The organism is Streptomyces sp. NPDC047982, from assembly GCF_043204165.1.
Classification (GTDB): domain Bacteria; phylum Actinomycetota; class Actinomycetes; order Streptomycetales; family Streptomycetaceae; genus Streptomyces.
This window is the reverse complement of the sequence record NZ_JBIDBS010000001.1, coordinates 280,903-296,305: the sequence shown is the minus strand read 5'-3', so window position 1 is coordinate 296,305 and position 15,403 is coordinate 280,903. Positions and strand designations below refer to the sequence as shown.

The window sequence follows — 15,403 nt, the reverse complement described above, 5'->3', positions numbered from 1 at the left end:
TCCACAGGGCAGACAAGGGGAACCAGCCGATTTCCCGACGCGTGGATACGATCAGTAAGCAGTACCGGGCCGACCACAACGGAGGAGGTGCCCCATGGGAGTCATGAAGCGTTTCGAGCAGCGTCTCGAGGGTCTGGTCAACGGCACCTTCGCCAAGGTCTTCAAGTCCGAGGTCCAACCGGTGGAGATCGCGGGAGCCCTCCAGCGCGAGTGCGACAACAACGCGACGATCTGGAACCGCGAGCGGACCGTCGTGCCCAACGACTTCATCGTCGAGCTCAGCACTCCCGACTACGAGCGACTCAGCCCGTACTCGGGCCAGTTGGGCGACGAACTCTCCGGGCTGGTCCGCGACTACGCCAAGCAGCAGCGGTACACCTTCATGGGCCCCATCAAGGTCCACCTGGAGAAGGCCGAAGATCTCGACACCGGTCTCTACCGGGTACGCAGCCGTACCCTGGCGTCGAGTTCGTCACAGCACCAGGACTTCGGCCGACAGGGATCGCCGAACCACCCGGGCCAGGGACGGCCGCCGCAGCCCACCGGCGGCTACGGCTACCCGCCCACCTCCGCCCCGCCCATGCCCACGGCCCCGCCGCCGGGCGGGTCCAGGCCCGGAGCACCCGGCGCCGACCGCCAAGCGCCGGGCGGCCCCGGCCCCCTGTCGAACGCGCAGGTTCGACGCTGGGTCGAGATCAACGGCACTCGCCACCAGATCTCCCACCCGACGCTGGTACTGGGGCGCAGCACCGACGCCGACGTTCGGATCGACGACCCCGGCGTATCGCGCCGGCACTGTGAGATTCGGACGGGAACGCCCTCCACGATCCAGGATCTCGGGTCCACCAACGGCATCGTGGTGGACGGGCAGCACACCACCCGCGCTACGCTCCGCGACGGCTCGCGGATCGTCGTGGGCAGCACCACCATCGTTTACCGGCAAGCCGAAGGGTGAAGCGGGGGCAATGTCAGAGCTGACCCTGACGGTCATGCGGCTAGGTTTCCTGGCTGTTCTGTGGCTGTTCGTGATCGTGGCCGTCCAGGTCATCCGCAGCGACCTGTTCGGAACGCGCGTCACGCAGCGCGGCTCACGCCGCACCACGAACGACGCACGACCGCAGCAGGCACGCCAGAGTGCGGCGCCGCCGCCGCAGCAGCGCCAGCAGTCCGGCCGCCAGCGCCGGGGAGCGCCCACGAAGCTGGTCGTCTCCGAGGGGTCGCTCACCGGCACCACGGTCGCCCTTCAGGGGCAGACCATCACGCTGGGACGGGCCCACGATTCGACGATCGTGCTGGACGACGACTACGCGTCCAGCAGGCATGCCAGGATCTACCCCGACCGTGACGGTCAGTGGATCGTCGAGGACCTCGGGTCCACCAACGGCACGTACCTCGACCGGACCCGGCTCACCACCCCGACGCCTGTTCCGCTGGGCGCGCCGATCCGTATCGGCAAGACCGTCATCGAGCTGCGGAAGTAGTACGACAATGAGCGAGCGGAGCGAGCGAGCGGCGGCGGCCCGGACAACGGACCCGGCCCGGCTCCCGACCGGAGGGTGGGCAGTGTGGCTCGAGACCGGCGGTACCCCGAGCCGACGGGAGAGGTGCGCATGAGTCTTTCCCTGCGCTTCGCCGCCGGATCGCACAAGGGCATGATCCGGGAGGGCAACGAGGACTCCGGCTATGCCGGTCCGCGCCTGCTCGCCATCGCCGACGGCATGGGCGGCCAAGCGGCCGGCGAGGTCGCCAGCTCCGAGGTGATCTCCACGCTCGTCCAGCTCGACGACGACGTCCCGGGCTCCGACATCCTCACTTCGCTCGGCTCGGCCGTCCAGCGGGCCAACGACCAGCTGCGCATGATGGTCGAGGAGGACCCCCAGCTGGAGGGCATGGGCACCACGCTCACCGCCCTGCTCTGGACCGGGCAGCGCCTCGGTCTCGTCCACGTCGGCGACTCCCGCGCGTACCTGCTGCGCGACGGCGTGCTCACTCAGATCACCCAGGACCACACCTGGGTGCAGAGGCTGGTCGACGAGGGCAGGATCACCGAGGAGGAGGCCACCACCCACCCGCAGCGGGCCCTCCTGATGCGTGCGCTGGGCAGTGGTGACCATGTCGAACCCGATCTCTCCATTCGTGAGGTCCGGGTCGGCGACCGCTACCTGATCTGCTCCGACGGGCTCTCGGGCGTCGTCTCCCACCAGACGATGGAGGAGACCCTCGCCAGCTACCAGGGCCCCCAGGAGACCATTCAGGAGCTGATCCAGCTCGCTCTGCGCGGCGGCGGCCCGGACAACATCACGTGCATCGTCGCCGACGTCGTCGACGTCGACAACAACGACACCCTGTCCGGGCAGCTCAGCGACACCCCGGTCGTCGTCGGCGCGGTCGCCGAGAATCAGGCCGCGCAGATGACGGCCGCCGAGAGCACGGCCGCCATGCAGACCCCCGCCGGGCGGGCGGCCGGCCTGGGCCGCCCCGTACCGCCTCCCGCGGGCGGGTTCGGCCCGCCCGGGAGCGGTGACGCCGCCGGGTACGGAGGAATGCCGGAAGGCTCCTTCGACACATACACGGACGAGGACTTCGTGAAGCCGGGCGGCGGCCGGAAGTGGCTCAAGAGGTCCCTCTACACCGTCCTGGCACTGGCCGTCATCGGCGGTGGCGTCTACAGCGGATACCGCTGGACGCAGAACCAGTTCTACGTCGGCGCGAACAACGAGCACGTCGCACTGTTCCGAGGCATCAGCCAGGACCTGGCGTGGGTCTCGCTCTCGAAGGTCGAGAAGGACCACCCCGAGATCGAACTCAAGTACCTCCCGGCCTACCAGCGCAAGCAGGTCGAGGCGACCATCGCCGAGAGCGATCTCGCCTCCGCCCGCGAGAAGATCGGCGAACTCGCCGTCCAGGCATCCGCCTGCAAGAAGGACGCCCAGCGACGCGCGGCCGAGAAGGCTCGCTCCGACGAAGCACAAGCCGGCGGTACGGACTCGGACGCCGTCAAGCCGCCCGACGCACCGGGCACCGCCAAGACCAAGTCGACCGCAGCGACCCCCACTCCTGGTCCCAGCCTCTCGGCGGAAGAGAAAAAGCTGGTCCCGCAGTGCGGTAAGCAGTAAGCCGTAGGGGGCCTTCAGCACCATGAGCGTTGTCACCAATACGACCACGATCGGCGCGATCGGCGCACCGAGCCGCCGCAACACAGAGTTGGCGTTGCTTGTCTTCGCCGTCTTCATCTCGGCTTTCGCCTACGCGAACGTGGGCCTCGCCCTCAACGGCGAACTGCCCTCCGGCATGCTCGGATACGGCCTCGGGCTCGCCCTGCTCGCAGGCATCGCGCATCTCGCCGTGCGCAGATTCGCGCGCTACGCGGACCCGCTTCTCCTGCCTCTGGCCACGCTGCTCAACGGTCTGGGCCTTGCCCTCATCTGGCGCCTGGACCAGTCGGAGAGATTCCAGGCGCTGACGAGCTTCGCACCCGCCGCGTCCAAGCAGCTGATGTTCTCGGCGATCGGTGTCGGACTGCTCGTGGTCGTACTGCTGGCCCTCAAGGACCACCGCATCCTGCAGCGCTACACCTACATCTCCATGGTCGTAGCGCTGTTCCTGCTGATCCTTCCGATGTTCTTCCCAGCGGTGAACGGTGCCAAGATCTGGATCCGCATCCCGGGTATCGGCACCCTTCAGCCCGGCGAGTTCGCCAAGATCATCATCACGGTCTTCTTCGCGGGCTACCTGATGGTCAAGCGCGATGCCCTGGCCCTGGCCAGCCGTCGCTTCATGGGCCTTTACCTGCCGCGGGGCCGTGACCTCGGCCCCATCCTGATGGTCTGGGCCTTCTCGATCCTGATTCTGGTCTTCGAGACCGACCTCGGTTCTTCCCTGCTGTTCTTCGGCATGTTCGTCGTCATGCTGTACGTGGCCACGGAACGCACCAGCTGGATCGTCTTCGGTCTGCTGATGTCCGCTGCGGGCGCCGTCGGCGTCGCCTCGTTCGAGCCACACGTCCAGCAGCGCGTCACCGCCTGGCTCGACCCCTTCGCGGGCTGGGGCAAGGAAGCCGCGAGCGAGCAGGTGGCCAAGTCCCTCATGGCCTTCGGTTCCGGCGGAACTCTCGGCACCGGACTCGGCCAGGGCAACTCGGACCTGATCGGCTTCGCCGCCAACTCCGACTTCATCCTTGCCACCGTCGGCGAAGAGCTCGGCCTTGCCGGAATGATGGCCATCCTCTTGATCTACGGTCTCATCGTGGAGCGCGGCATTCGCACCGCCCTCGCCGCACGCGATCCCTTCGGCAAACTTCTCGCGATCGGTCTCTCCAGCTCCTTCGCCATTCAGGTCTTCGTCGTCGCCGGTGGTGTCATGGGACTCATTCCGCTGACAGGCATGACCATGCCATTCCTCGCGGCAGGCGGTTCTTCCGTGCTCGCCAACTGGATGCTGATCGCCATCCTGATCCGGATCAGCGACACCGCCCGCCGCCCCGCACCGGCACCCGCACCGTCCCCCGACGCCGAGATGACCCAGGTGGTCCGAACGTGAACAAGCCCCTGCGCCGGATCGCAATCTTCTGCGGCGTCCTCATCCTCGCCCTGCTCGTGCGCACCAACTATCTCCAGTTCGTACGAGCCGACGAACTGAACAGCCGGGAGGAGAACCGCCGGGTCCGCATCGAGCGCTACGCGCACGAGCGCGGCAACATCATTGTCGACGGCAACCCGGTGACCGGCTCGGTCGAGACCAAGGAAGGCGACTTCAAGTACAAGCGGGTCTGGAAGAACGGCCCCATGTGGGCCCCCGTGACCGGGTACTCCTCCCAGGCGTTCGACGCCTCCCAGATCGAAAAGATCGAGGACGGCATCCTCACCGGAAACGACGACCAGCTCTTCTTCGACCGGACGCTGGCGATGTTCACCGGTGAGAAGAAGCAGGGCGGCAACATCGTCACCACGCTCAACTCCGCCGCCCAGAAGGCCGCCTTCAAGGGACTCGGCAGCAAGAAGGGCGCCGTCGCGGCGATCGACCCGCAGACCGGTGCCATCCTGGCCCTCGCGAGCACCCCCTCGTACGACCCCTCGACCTTCGCGGGCAACTCCGACGACGACTCGAAGGCATGGAAGACGCTCCAGGAGGACAAGGACAAGCCGATGCTCAACCGGGCATTGCGCGAGACCTACCCGCCGGGCTCGACCTTCAAGGTCGTCACCGCCGCCGCGGCCCTGGAGAACGGGCTGTACACCGACATCGACGCGAAGACGAACTCGCCGCTGCCCTGGCAGCTGCCCCAGTCGACACTCCCTCTGAAGAACGAGGGCAACATCCCGTGCGAGAACGCCTCGCTCCGGGAAGCGCTGCGGTGGTCCTGCAACACCGTCTTCGGCAAGATCAGCGACGACCTCGGCAACCAGAAGATGATCGACCAGGCCGACAAGTTCGGCTTCAACGAGGAGATCTTCACTCCGGTACGGGCCGACGCCAGCGTCTACCCCAAGGACAACCGGCCGCAGAACGCCATGGCCGGCATCGGCCAGGCGTCCAACCGCGCCACCCCGCTCCAGATGGCCATGGTCGCCGCCGCGGTCGCCAACGACGGCAAGCTGATGCAGCCGTACATGGTCGCCGAGCGTCAGGCACCCAACCTCGACGTCATCTACACCCACAAGAAGGAACAGCTCAGCCAGCCCCTCTCCGCCGAGAACGCCCAGAAGCTCCAGCAGATGATGGAGACCGTCGTCCAGGACGGCACCGGTAAGAACGCCCAGATCCCCGGCGTCACCGTCGGTGGCAAGACCGGTACGGCCCAGCACGGCCTCAACAACAGCGAGAAGCCGTACGCCTGGTTCATCTCGTACGCCAAGGCCGACAACGGCTCGCCGGTCGCCGTGGCCGTGGTCGTCGAGGACGGCGAGGCGAACCGCGGCGACATCTCCGGTGGCGGTCTGGCCGCCCCGATCGCCAAGGCAGTGATGAAGGCGGTCATTGAAAAGAAGTGATGACCGTCACACCAAGTGTCATACCTGCGCCTTCGGATACCGGTCAGGTATCAGGTCCGGTCTCCGGGCCGATCGGGTAGTGCGCGGCCGGTAGCGTAGGCGCGAGCAGCACACCGCCGGACCGCGCACCGGTGCGGTCGGGACTGACGGAGAGGGCTGGAACAGTTATGGAAGAGCCGCGTCGCCTCGGCGGCCGGTACGAGCTGGGCTCGGTGCTCGGCCGTGGTGGCATGGCCGAGGTCTACCTCGCACACGACACCCGGCTCGGCCGCACCGTAGCTGTGAAGACACTCCGGGCCGACCTGGCCCGCGACCCGTCCTTCCAGGCCCGGTTCCGCCGTGAGGCCCAGTCCGCCGCCTCGCTCAACCACCCGGCGATCGTCGCGGTCTACGACACCGGCGAGGACTACGTCGACGGGGTCTCCATCCCGTACATCGTGATGGAGTACGTCGACGGATCGACGCTCAGGGAGCTTCTGCACTCCGGCCGCAAGCTGCTGCCCGAGCGCACCCTGGAGATGACCGTCGGCATCCTCCAGGCGCTGGAGTACTCGCACCGCGCGGGCATCGTCCACCGCGACATCAAGCCGGCGAACGTCATGCTCACGCGCACCGGCCAGGTCAAGGTCATGGACTTCGGCATCGCCCGCGCCATGGGCGACTCCGGCATGACGATGACCCAGACCGCGGCCGTCATCGGCACCGCCCAGTACCTCTCGCCGGAGCAGGCCAAAGGCGAGCAGGTCGACGCGCGCTCCGACCTGTACTCGACCGGTTGCCTGCTATACGAACTGCTGACCGTCCGGCCGCCGTTCGTCGGGGACTCCCCCGTCGCCGTCGCCTACCAGCACGTACGGGAAGAACCGCAGCCGCCCAGCAACTTCGACCCCGAGATCACGCCCGCCATGGACGCGATCGTGCTGAAGGCCCTGGTCAAGGACCCCGACTACCGCTACCAGTCGGCCGACGAGATGCGCGCCGACATCGAGGCGTGCCTCGACGGTCAGCCGGTCGCCGCCGCGGCGGCGATGGGCGCACCCGGTTACGGCGGCTACGAGGGCGGGTACGGCGACCAGGCCACCACTGCGCTGCACTCCGCCGACCAGAACGGCGCGGGCGCCACCTCCATGCTGCCCCCGGTCAATCCGGACGACGGCGGGTTCGGCTACGACGACCGCCCGGACCGCCGCCGCCAGAAGAAGAGCAACACCTCGACGATCCTGCTGGTCGCCGCCGGCGTTCTGGTCCTGATCGGTGCGATCCTGATCGGCAAGGCGTTGTTCGGCGGCGAGGACAGCAACCAGATCAGCGTGCCGAACCTGGTCGGTTTGACCGTGGACGAGGCCCAGACACGCGCGGAGAGGGCCGACGTCGTCCTCAAGGTCGGTGCGCACGAACCCTGCGAGGACCAGCCCAAGGACAAGATCTGCAGCCAGACCCCGACCACCGACGACAAGATGGTCGAGAAGGACACCATCACGGTCGTCGTCTCCGCCGGTCCGCCGAAGGTCGAGGTCCCGGACGTCACGGAGAAGTCCGAGGCCAGCGCCCGCAAGTACCTTCAGGAGAAGGGCTTCACGGTCAACGTCACCACGGTCGAATCCGACAGCTCCCCGGGCACGGTCATCAAGCAGGACCCCCAGAGCGGCACGAAGGCCGAGAAGAACTCCGAGGTCACGATCACGGTTGCCAAGCAGGCCACTCAGCAGCTTCCGCCGGTGACCGACCGGAGTTACGACGACGCGGTGGCTCAGCTCACCGCCCTGGGCTTCAAGAACGTCTCCAGGACGGACGTCGATTCGGACAAGCCCGCGGGTACGGTCATCAGCCAGAACCCGCCGGGGAACTCGGCGCAGCCGCTGGACGCCCAGATCGTCCTGACGGTCTCGAAGGGCCCGAAGCAGCCCGAACAGACCACGGTTCCCGACATCCAGGGCAAGACCCTCGGAGAGGTGAAGAACCTGCTCGCCGGGGCGGGTCTCCGGCTCGGTCAGGTACAGGGCGCGAACGACGACAACGCCCGGGTCGTCACCTCCCAGCCGGGACAGGGACAGCAGGTCGACAAGAACAGCGAGGTCGCCGTGATGACCATTCCGGGTGGAGGAGACGGCAACAGCTTCGGCGGCCCGAACGGCCACCGGAAAGACTGACCCGGGCCGGCCTCATTCGGGCCCCGGCACCCGACAACGGGTGACCGGGGCCCTTTGCCGTCCAGTCAGGGCCGTGTTCGCACACCGCCGGGGCCGTACGACGCGCGGCGCACGGTGCCCGAAGGGGCGTCAGCGCAGCTCCGCCGGCTTCGTACGGTCCTTGTCGACCTTCTCCGTGCGCACCAGCTCGCCCCACACGATGTAGCGGTAATTCGACGTGTAGACCGGTGTACAGGTCGTCAGCGTGATGTAGCGGCCGGGCTTCTTCGCGCCCGATCCCTTCGGGACCGGCAGCAGCACGTCGACGTTGTACTTCGACGTCTCGGGAAGCTCCTTGAACACCTTGTAGACGTACCAGGTGTCCCTGGTCTCGAAGACGATCGAGTCGCCCGTCCGCACCTTGTCGATGTTGTGGAACTTGGCGCCGTGCCCGTCGCGGTGCGCCGCCAGGGTGAAGTTGCCCTCCTTGTCCCACGGCAGGGCCGACTTCACCGGCTCCGTGTAGTAGCCGGCGATGCCGCTGTTGAGGGTCTCGGTGTCGGTGCCCTTCTTGATGAGCACCTCACCGTTCTTCATCGACGGAACGTGCAGGAAGCCGATGCCGTCCTTGATGTCCAGCGCACCCGGCCCGTCCGCCCAGCGGTCGCGGACGGTGTCGCCCTGCTTCGTCGCCTCGCGGTCGGCGAGCACATTGGTCCACCAGAGGGAGTACGCCACGAAGAGCCCCAGGACCAGGCCCGCGGTGATCAGGAGTTCACCGAAGACGCTGATCGCGGTCGCGACGGGATGGCGACCCGCACGCCGTGGCGGGGGCGCGGACTCACCGGTCAGCTCTTCGTACTCGGTCCTCGTTGTCACCGCACCCGTCCCTGTGGTGATGATGTGTCAGTCGAGAAGCGCGTCGGGCTTCCCCTTGCTGCGCGGTCGTTCGTCGACCATCTTGCCCCAGACGATCAAACGGTACGTACTCGTAAATTCCGGTGTACACGTCGTCAGCGTGAGGTATCGGCCGGGTCTGGTGAAACCCGACTCCGGCGGCACCGGGCCGATGACCGAGATGTTGGACGGCGAGGTCTGCGGCAGCAACTTCGTCATCTCGTACGTGTAGTACGTGTCCTGCGTCTCGACCACGATCGGGTCGCCGGGGTCCAGCTGGTTGATGTAACGGAAGGGCTCGCCGTGCGTGTTGCGGTGCCCCGCGATCGCGAAGTTTCCCTGCTTGTCCGACGGCATCGCGGTGCGCAGCGCGCCCTCGGCGTAGTGGCCGACCATCCCCCGGTCGAGGACCTTCTCCTTGCTGATGCCCTCCGCGATCGGAGCGACCACGTCCAGTTTGGGGATGTGAAGGATGGCGAAACCCTGCCCCGCCTCGAAGGCACCGGGAGTGCGGTCGCCCTTCGTCTTCGCCCAGCCGTCCTGGATCTTGTCCGTCTCCTTGCCGGCGTACTGACCGGCGCGTACGTTCGTCCACCACAGCTGGTACGTGACGAACAGCAACATCAGCACACCGAGCGTGATGAACAGTTCCCCGACGACCCGGCTGGCGACGACGGCCGGGCTCTCCTTGGCCGCGCGCGCCGCACGCCGCGCCTCGACGCGCGACATCGGCCTGCCGGGCGTCGGCGGGGCGGGATTCGCGGACTCCTGCGGCGGTTCGGCACGTCGGCGGCCCCGCCCCTTCGCGGCCCGTCGGCGCTCGGCTCGGCCTCCGGTACTCGGTTCCTCCGAGTCCGGGTCCGAGGCCGCCTCCGGGTCCGACGCGGCCTTTAGGTCCGACGCCAACCCCAGGTCCGACGTCTGCTCCAGGTCCGGCGTCTGCTCCGGCCCGGAATCAGGGACGGGGACAAAAAGGGCAGGCATCTTCCGGGTCGACGCCAGCGAGTCGTCCGCGCCCACAGCCCCGGTGGTCCGTGTCCCGGCCGCCTCGTCGTTCGCGGCAGGGGAGGCCACGGACGGGGGGGACACGGGAGAGGGGGCGGTCGCGGGGGAGGAGGCCCGGGAGGAGGGCAGGGGTACGGCTCGCGCCACGGGCTCCGGTGCGGGGTTCCGCGGTCCGTACCAGTCCCGTTCGAAGCCCTCGGGGTCGTACCACTCCGCCGGCGTCTCCTGGGAACCACGCCCCGGCCGTGACGGCTGTGACAGCCGGGCCGACTGCGGTGGCTGCGACGGCTGTGCCCCGTCCGGGGCCGGGGCCTGCGCCCGATGGTCCGGAGCCCGGTGCTGCCCCCGTCCCCGTCCTCGTTCCTGTCCGTGCCCCGGCCCCGGTTCCTCCTGCGGCGCGACGTCCGCCCTGAACCATGGCGACGTGTGCTGTCCCGGAACCGGCCCCGGCAGCGGATCGTTCAGTGGATCGGACAGCCGCCCGACCGCCTCCTCGAACGCGCCCGCATCCTCGAAGCCCGCCACCTCGAACGCGCTCGCCGTCCCGGAGGCACCCGCCTCGTACGCACCTCGTTCGTACGGACTGCCCGGGCCGGCGTCGGGTTCGGGGCGGAGGTCGGTCACGCGACTGCCTTGCCCACCACCGGCGCGAGCCCTGCCGATCTAGCGACGGCTCCCGTGTCGCCGCACTGCGCCAGCCAGTTGGCCAGCATCAGGTGGCCGTGCTCGGTCAGCACCGACTCCGGATGGAACTGCACGCCCTCCACCGGCAGTTCACGGTGGCGCAGCCCCATGATGATGCCGTCGGCCGTGCGGGCCGTCACCTCCAGCTCCGGCGGAATCGTGTCCGGTTCGGCGGCGAGCGAGTGGTAGCGGGTCGCGGTGAAGGGGGAGGGCAGGCCGGCGAAGACCCCCCTGCCGTCGTGGACGACCGGCGAGGTCTTGCCGTGCAGCAGCTCCGGGGCTCGGTCCACCACACCGCCGTACGCCACCGCCATCGACTGCATCCCGAGGCAGACCCCGAAGACCGGGACGCCCGTCGCCGCGCAGTGGTGGACCATTTCCACGCATACACCCGCCTGCTCGGGGGTGCCGGGGCCGGGGGAGAGCAAGACTCCGTCGAAGCCGTCCTGGGCGTGCGCCGTGGTCACCTCGTCGTTGCGGAGCACTTCGCAGTCGGCGCCGAGCTGGTAGAGGTACTGGACGAGGTTGAAGACGAAGCTGTCGTAGTTGTCCACGACGAGGATGCGGGTACTCATCGTCCGGCCCCCGATCCGGTCTCACCGTCGACCGTCACGTCGCCGAACGGAAGCAGTGGTTCCGCCCACGGGAAGACGTACTGGAAAAGCGCGTAGACGACGGCCAGCACCAGCACGAGCGAGATGAGCGCACGCACCCATACGTTGCCCGGCAAGTGCCGCCAGATCCAGCCGTACATGCAGTCCCCTCCATTCGGTACGGGAACCAGACTAAAGGGGCCGAGGCGCGCACGGGGGTCAGCTGTGGAAAGCCGCCGGTCTGCCGTCGGTCACGGGCTGGGTCGCGTCGAGGTAAGCCCAGGCGATCAGCCGGTGACTGCTCCCCCACTCGGGCTCGCAGGTGGTCAGCGTCAGATAGCGGCCCGGTCCGTCGAAGCCGGACTTGCGGGGGACGGGATCGATGACCCCGATGTCGCTCGGCACCGTCCGGTAGGGCTTCTTGTCGACACGGTACGTGAACCACGTCGTCCCGTCCGTCAACAGCACCGCGTCCCCTGGGCGGAGCTTCGGGAAGTCCTTGAACGGGTCGCCGTAGGTGCGGCGGTGCCCAGCCAGCGCGAAATTGCCCCGCTCGCCGAGGCGGGCGGTCCCGGAGTAGTGGCCGATTCCCGTCTGCAGGGTTCCGGCCTCGGTGTTCTCCAGGACGGGCCACTCCCACCCCTTGCCGAAGCGGGGTATGTACAGCATCGCGAACGGCTTGCCGTCCCGGTACGACGCCGCGGGGGCGGGCTCCGGCGCCGCCGTCGGGGACGAGGAAGGTCCGGCGGACACGGAGGGCACCGGGGCCCCGGAGGCGGACGCCTTTCCGCGTGTCCACTGGTCGCGCAGAGTGCCGATCTGGTCCTCGGCCGCGCCCGCGGCCCGTACCCCGGTCCAGAACAGCACATACACCACGAAGAGCACGATCAGGGCGCCGACGGTGATGCAGAATTCGCTGAACGTCCGCACGATCAGTCGCACCGACACCGCGTCGGCCTCCCCACAGCAGCTCGCTACTTCGCCGGCTCCGCCTGGTGGAGGTCCACTGTGCCCGAGTAGCCGGGAAGAGTCACCGCCTGTTGCTCGTCGACTTTCCAGCCGAGCCCGTACGCCTTCACGTACAGCAGGTAGTTTTTGATCGCCGGGGAGTCGTCGAGCGCCTGCTTGAGGGCGGCCGGGTCGCCCACCGCGGTGATCTTGTACGGCGGGGAGTAGACGCGGCCCTGGAGGATCAGGGTGTTGCCGACGCAACGGACCGCGCTGGTGGAGATGAGCCGCTGGTCCATGACCTGGATGCCTTGGGCGCCACCCTGCCAGAGCGCGTTGACGACCGCCTGGAGGTCCTGCTGGTGGATCACCAGGTCGTTGGGCTGGGGATCGGGGTAGCCGGGGTTCGCGGTGGCATCGGGCGGGGCGTCATCGAGGGTGACGGACACCGCATGGCCGGAGAGCTTCGTGGTGCCCGCCGCCCGCTCCAGTTGCTTGAGCCGGGCGTTCTCCGCCTCGGTGGCGCTGTCGTCGCGCCGGACGAGGGCGTCGATCTCCTTGCGCACGGACGCGTTGGTCTCGTCGAGCTGGGCGTTCTTGCCGCTGCGCTGCTGGATGAGGTCGGAGAGCTTCAGGAGGGACGCATCGGTGCGGATGTTGGTGCCCTTGGCCGTATTGGCGCTGGTGACGAAGATCAGTCCGGCGAGGGCGAAAACCGCAGCGGTGAGCACCCGGGCCGAGTGCCGGAAGACGCGGCGGGCCGGTGATCGGGGAGAGTCGGCGGAATTGCTCAACGTACCCTTATCTCCTTCTAAGCCACGGAAGCACTACGCTAACGGACGCCCGGGGGAGGCAGTACTCCCCCTCGCACCCCGCCCCGGCGCCAGCCACAGTTACCTGCGCGGTCACGCAGCGCATCGACAGGAGAGTTCCTCGTGCCGAAGTCACGTATCCGCAAGAAGGCCGACTTCACGCCCCCTCCGCCGAAGCAGGCGAGCAACATCAAGCTGACCAGTCGCAGCTGGGTGGCGCCGGTCATGCTGGCGCTCTTCCTGATCGGCCTGGCCTGGATCGTCGTCTTCTACGTGACCGACGGCGAACTTCCGGTCACGTCGCTGGGCAACTGGAACATCGTCGTCGGCTTCGGCTTCATCGCCGGTGGCTTCGGCGTCTCCACACAGTGGAAGTGAAGTAGGGCAGCGGCCGGTCCGACCCGCTCCGACGACGAGCGCCGTGCCACATCGGGCCCCGCTCGCACAACCCTTGCCCCGAGTTACCCACAGCGTTATCCACAGGCAGGGGAAAAGGTCAGACGATCTGTGGATAACTCACCGACTGTTGACACCGATGTGACTACGGCCCCCCTCCTCCAGGGGTGGCACGCCCCTTGTCTTCGCTGGAAAAGCCCAGCTCAGTGACAAGGGGCTCAGTTGTTCCCACGGAACGCACAAGATCCGACACACGCTGTGGACAACCAGGCCGGTCGCGGCCCACGCACGGCAGCCGCCCCCTCAGGCCGACGCGGGGCGAGTCAGGGCGGCGGCTCAGGTCAGCGCGGCCGTCCGGGCGAGGACGATGCCGATCACCGCCACCAGGACCAGCGCACACGTGCCGTACTGCACCAGCGCACGCCGCTTGCGAGGCGCGTGCACCATGCCGATCGCTATCAGCGTGCCCGCGATCAGACCGCCCACATGCGCCTGCCAGGCGATTCCGCCCCAGGGGTTGAAGGTGATGATCAGGTTCACGGCAAGCAGCGCGAAGACCGGGCGCATGTCGTAGTTGAGTCGGCGCATCAGCACGGCGGTGGCACCGAGCAGGCCGAAGATCGCGCCGGAGGCGCCGAGCGAGCCCTGCCCCGGCGCGGAGAGCCAGTAGGTGAGCGCCCCTCCCGCCAGGCCGGAGAGCATATAGAGGGTGAGGTAGCGGGCGCGGCCGAGCGCGGCCTCCAGCGGGCCTCCGAGCCACCACAGCCCCAGCATGTTGAAGAGGATGTGCCAGATCTCCTGATGCAGGAACATCGACGTCACCAGGCGGTACCACTGCCCCTCGGCGACGCCCTCCAACGGTCCGCCCTCGTAGGTGGGCGCGCGGCCGAACAGCAGCAGTTCGTTGACCAACTCGTCGCCCTTCGCCAGGACGGCGACGAACACGGCGACGTTGATCCCCAGAAGAATCTTGGTGACGAGCCGGGGATCGGCCGTGAGGGTACCGCCGGCGATGGTACGCGGACGGGCGGCGGCCGGGTCGTGCCCCGTACCGGCCCCCCGGCGGACGCAGTCCGGGCACTGGAAGCCGACCGAGGCGTCGACCATGCAGTCGGTGCAGATCGGACGGTCGCACCGGGTGCAGCGGATGTGCGCCTCGCGGCCGGGGTGGCGGTGGCAGCCGAGCGAACCGTCCGCGGCGCCCGGCCGCTCCCGGCCCTCCGGCGACTGTTCGTCCATCGGTCCCCTCACTCCCGGTCACCTCGGTCCTGGTCGCGGCGGCGGCACGTACAACACAGCCCTGCCCGTCCGCCATGTAACAAGTACGGACGAGCAGGGCAATTGGTTCCCGACCGGACGATCAGAATGTGATCACCCGGTGACCGGAGGTGATCAGCGGTTCTCGATAACGACCGACTCGATGACGACGTCCTCCACCGGACGGTCGGTGCGGGGGTTGGTTTGGGTGGACGCGATGGCGTCGACGACCTTCTGGCTGGCCGGGTCGACGACCTCGCCGAAGATGGTGTGCTTGCCGGTCAGCCAGGCGGTCGGCGCGACGGTCACGAAGAACTGCGAGCCATTGGTGCCCGGACCGGCGTTGGCCATGGCCAGCAGGTACGGCTTGGTGAAGGCCAGGTCGGGGTGGAACTCGTCACCGAACTCGTACCCCGGGCCGCCGGTTCCGTTGCCCAGCGGGTCGCCGCCCTGGATCATGAAGCCGCTGATGACACGGTGGAAGACGGTGCCGTCGTACAGCCTGTCCGTGGACTTCTTGCCGGTCTCGGGGTGCGTCCACTCGCGCTCGCCCTTGGCGAGCTCCACGAAGTTCTTGACCGTCTTGGGGGCGTGGTTCGGCAGGAGCCGGATCTCGATGTCGCCCTGGTTGGTCTTCAAGGTGGCGTAAAGCTGCTCGGCCACGATCTGCCTTCCGTGAGTCCTCGGTGACG

General features: G+C 68.1%; 15 protein-coding genes. 7 read left to right on the top strand and 8 right to left on the bottom strand.

Annotated features, from left to right (window positions below; translation table 11 throughout):
• Positions 1–94 precede the first annotated feature (94 nt).
• The 6 genes from ACGF2V_RS01305 (at position 95) to pknB (ending at position 8,140) form a co-directional block, all read left to right on the top strand.
• Positions 95–955, top strand: a complete 861-nt coding sequence (locus ACGF2V_RS01305) for a DUF3662 and FHA domain-containing protein (protein WP_362619462.1) — start codon at positions 95–97, stop codon at positions 953–955.
• A gap of 10 nt (positions 956–965) precedes the next feature.
• A complete protein-coding gene (locus tag ACGF2V_RS01300) occupies positions 966–1,481 on the top strand; it encodes an FHA domain-containing protein (protein WP_362619460.1) in 516 nt (171 codons plus the stop codon).
• 129 nt (positions 1,482–1,610) lie between these two features.
• On the top strand, positions 1,611–3,116 hold the full coding sequence (locus ACGF2V_RS01295; RefSeq protein WP_362709896.1) for a Stp1/IreP family PP2C-type Ser/Thr phosphatase: 1,506 nt from the start codon (positions 1,611–1,613) through the stop codon (positions 3,114–3,116).
• Between the two features lie 22 nt (positions 3,117–3,138).
• Positions 3,139–4,539 carry an FtsW/RodA/SpoVE family cell cycle protein gene (locus tag ACGF2V_RS01290; protein WP_362619456.1) on the top strand — a complete coding sequence of 467 codons (1,401 nt, stop codon included), beginning with the start codon at positions 3,139–3,141 and terminating at the stop codon, positions 4,537–4,539.
• On the top strand, positions 4,536–5,990 hold the full coding sequence (locus ACGF2V_RS01285; protein WP_362619453.1) for a penicillin-binding protein 2: 1,455 nt from the start codon (positions 4,536–4,538) through the stop codon (positions 5,988–5,990). The genes ACGF2V_RS01290 and ACGF2V_RS01285 overlap by 4 nt, the downstream gene beginning before the upstream one ends.
• A 167-nt stretch (positions 5,991–6,157) precedes the next feature.
• Positions 6,158–8,140: a Stk1 family PASTA domain-containing Ser/Thr kinase gene (gene pknB, locus ACGF2V_RS01280; protein WP_362619449.1), complete on the top strand. Its 1,983-nt coding sequence runs from the start codon at positions 6,158–6,160 to the stop codon at positions 8,138–8,140.
• Positions 8,141–8,269: 129 nt separating this feature from the next.
• On the opposite strand, the gene ACGF2V_RS01275 is transcribed toward pknB, so the two are convergent.
• From ACGF2V_RS01275 to ACGF2V_RS01250, 6 genes are read right to left on the bottom strand one after another with little or no spacing between them, the layout of a single operon-like run.
• Entirely contained in the window at positions 8,270–8,998 is a 729-nt protein-coding gene (locus tag ACGF2V_RS01275) for a class E sortase (RefSeq protein ID WP_362619448.1), read from the bottom strand.
• A gap of 27 nt (positions 8,999–9,025) precedes the next feature.
• Positions 9,026–10,645 (bottom strand): class E sortase, encoded by a 1,620-nt coding sequence (locus tag ACGF2V_RS01270; protein ID WP_362619445.1) that lies wholly within the window; start codon positions 10,643–10,645, stop codon positions 9,026–9,028.
• Positions 10,642–11,280: an aminodeoxychorismate/anthranilate synthase component II gene (locus tag ACGF2V_RS01265; protein WP_362619443.1), complete on the bottom strand. Its 639-nt coding sequence runs from the start codon at positions 11,278–11,280 to the stop codon at positions 10,642–10,644. Before ACGF2V_RS01265 ends, ACGF2V_RS01270 begins: the two co-directional genes overlap by 4 nt.
• On the bottom strand, positions 11,277–11,459 hold the full coding sequence (locus ACGF2V_RS01260) for a hypothetical protein (RefSeq protein WP_362619441.1): 183 nt from the start codon (positions 11,457–11,459) through the stop codon (positions 11,277–11,279). Before ACGF2V_RS01260 ends, ACGF2V_RS01265 begins: the two co-directional genes overlap by 4 nt.
• Before the next feature lie 58 nt (positions 11,460–11,517).
• On the bottom strand, positions 11,518–12,246 hold the full coding sequence (locus ACGF2V_RS01255; RefSeq protein ID WP_362709900.1) for a class E sortase: 729 nt from the start codon (positions 12,244–12,246) through the stop codon (positions 11,518–11,520).
• 26 nt (positions 12,247–12,272) lie between these two features.
• Positions 12,273–13,040: a DUF881 domain-containing protein gene (locus ACGF2V_RS01250; protein ID WP_362619437.1), complete on the bottom strand. Its 768-nt coding sequence runs from the start codon at positions 13,038–13,040 to the stop codon at positions 12,273–12,275.
• A 141-nt stretch (positions 13,041–13,181) separates the two neighbouring features.
• Here ACGF2V_RS01250 and crgA point away from each other — a divergent pair, with 141 nt between their 5' ends.
• A complete protein-coding gene (crgA, locus tag ACGF2V_RS01245) occupies positions 13,182–13,436 on the top strand; it encodes a cell division protein CrgA (RefSeq protein ID WP_362709902.1) in 255 nt (84 codons plus the stop codon).
• A 354-nt stretch (positions 13,437–13,790) separates the two neighbouring features.
• Here crgA and ACGF2V_RS01240 read toward each other — a convergent pair whose 3' ends face one another.
• Positions 13,791–14,693, bottom strand: coding sequence for a rhomboid family intramembrane serine protease (locus ACGF2V_RS01240; RefSeq protein ID WP_362619432.1), 903 nt, complete (start codon positions 14,691–14,693; stop codon positions 13,791–13,793).
• Positions 14,694–14,846: 153 nt separating this feature from the next.
• On the bottom strand, positions 14,847–15,374 hold the full coding sequence (locus ACGF2V_RS01235; protein WP_362619430.1) for a peptidylprolyl isomerase: 528 nt from the start codon (positions 15,372–15,374) through the stop codon (positions 14,847–14,849).
• Between the last annotated feature and the right edge of the window lie 29 nt (positions 15,375–15,403).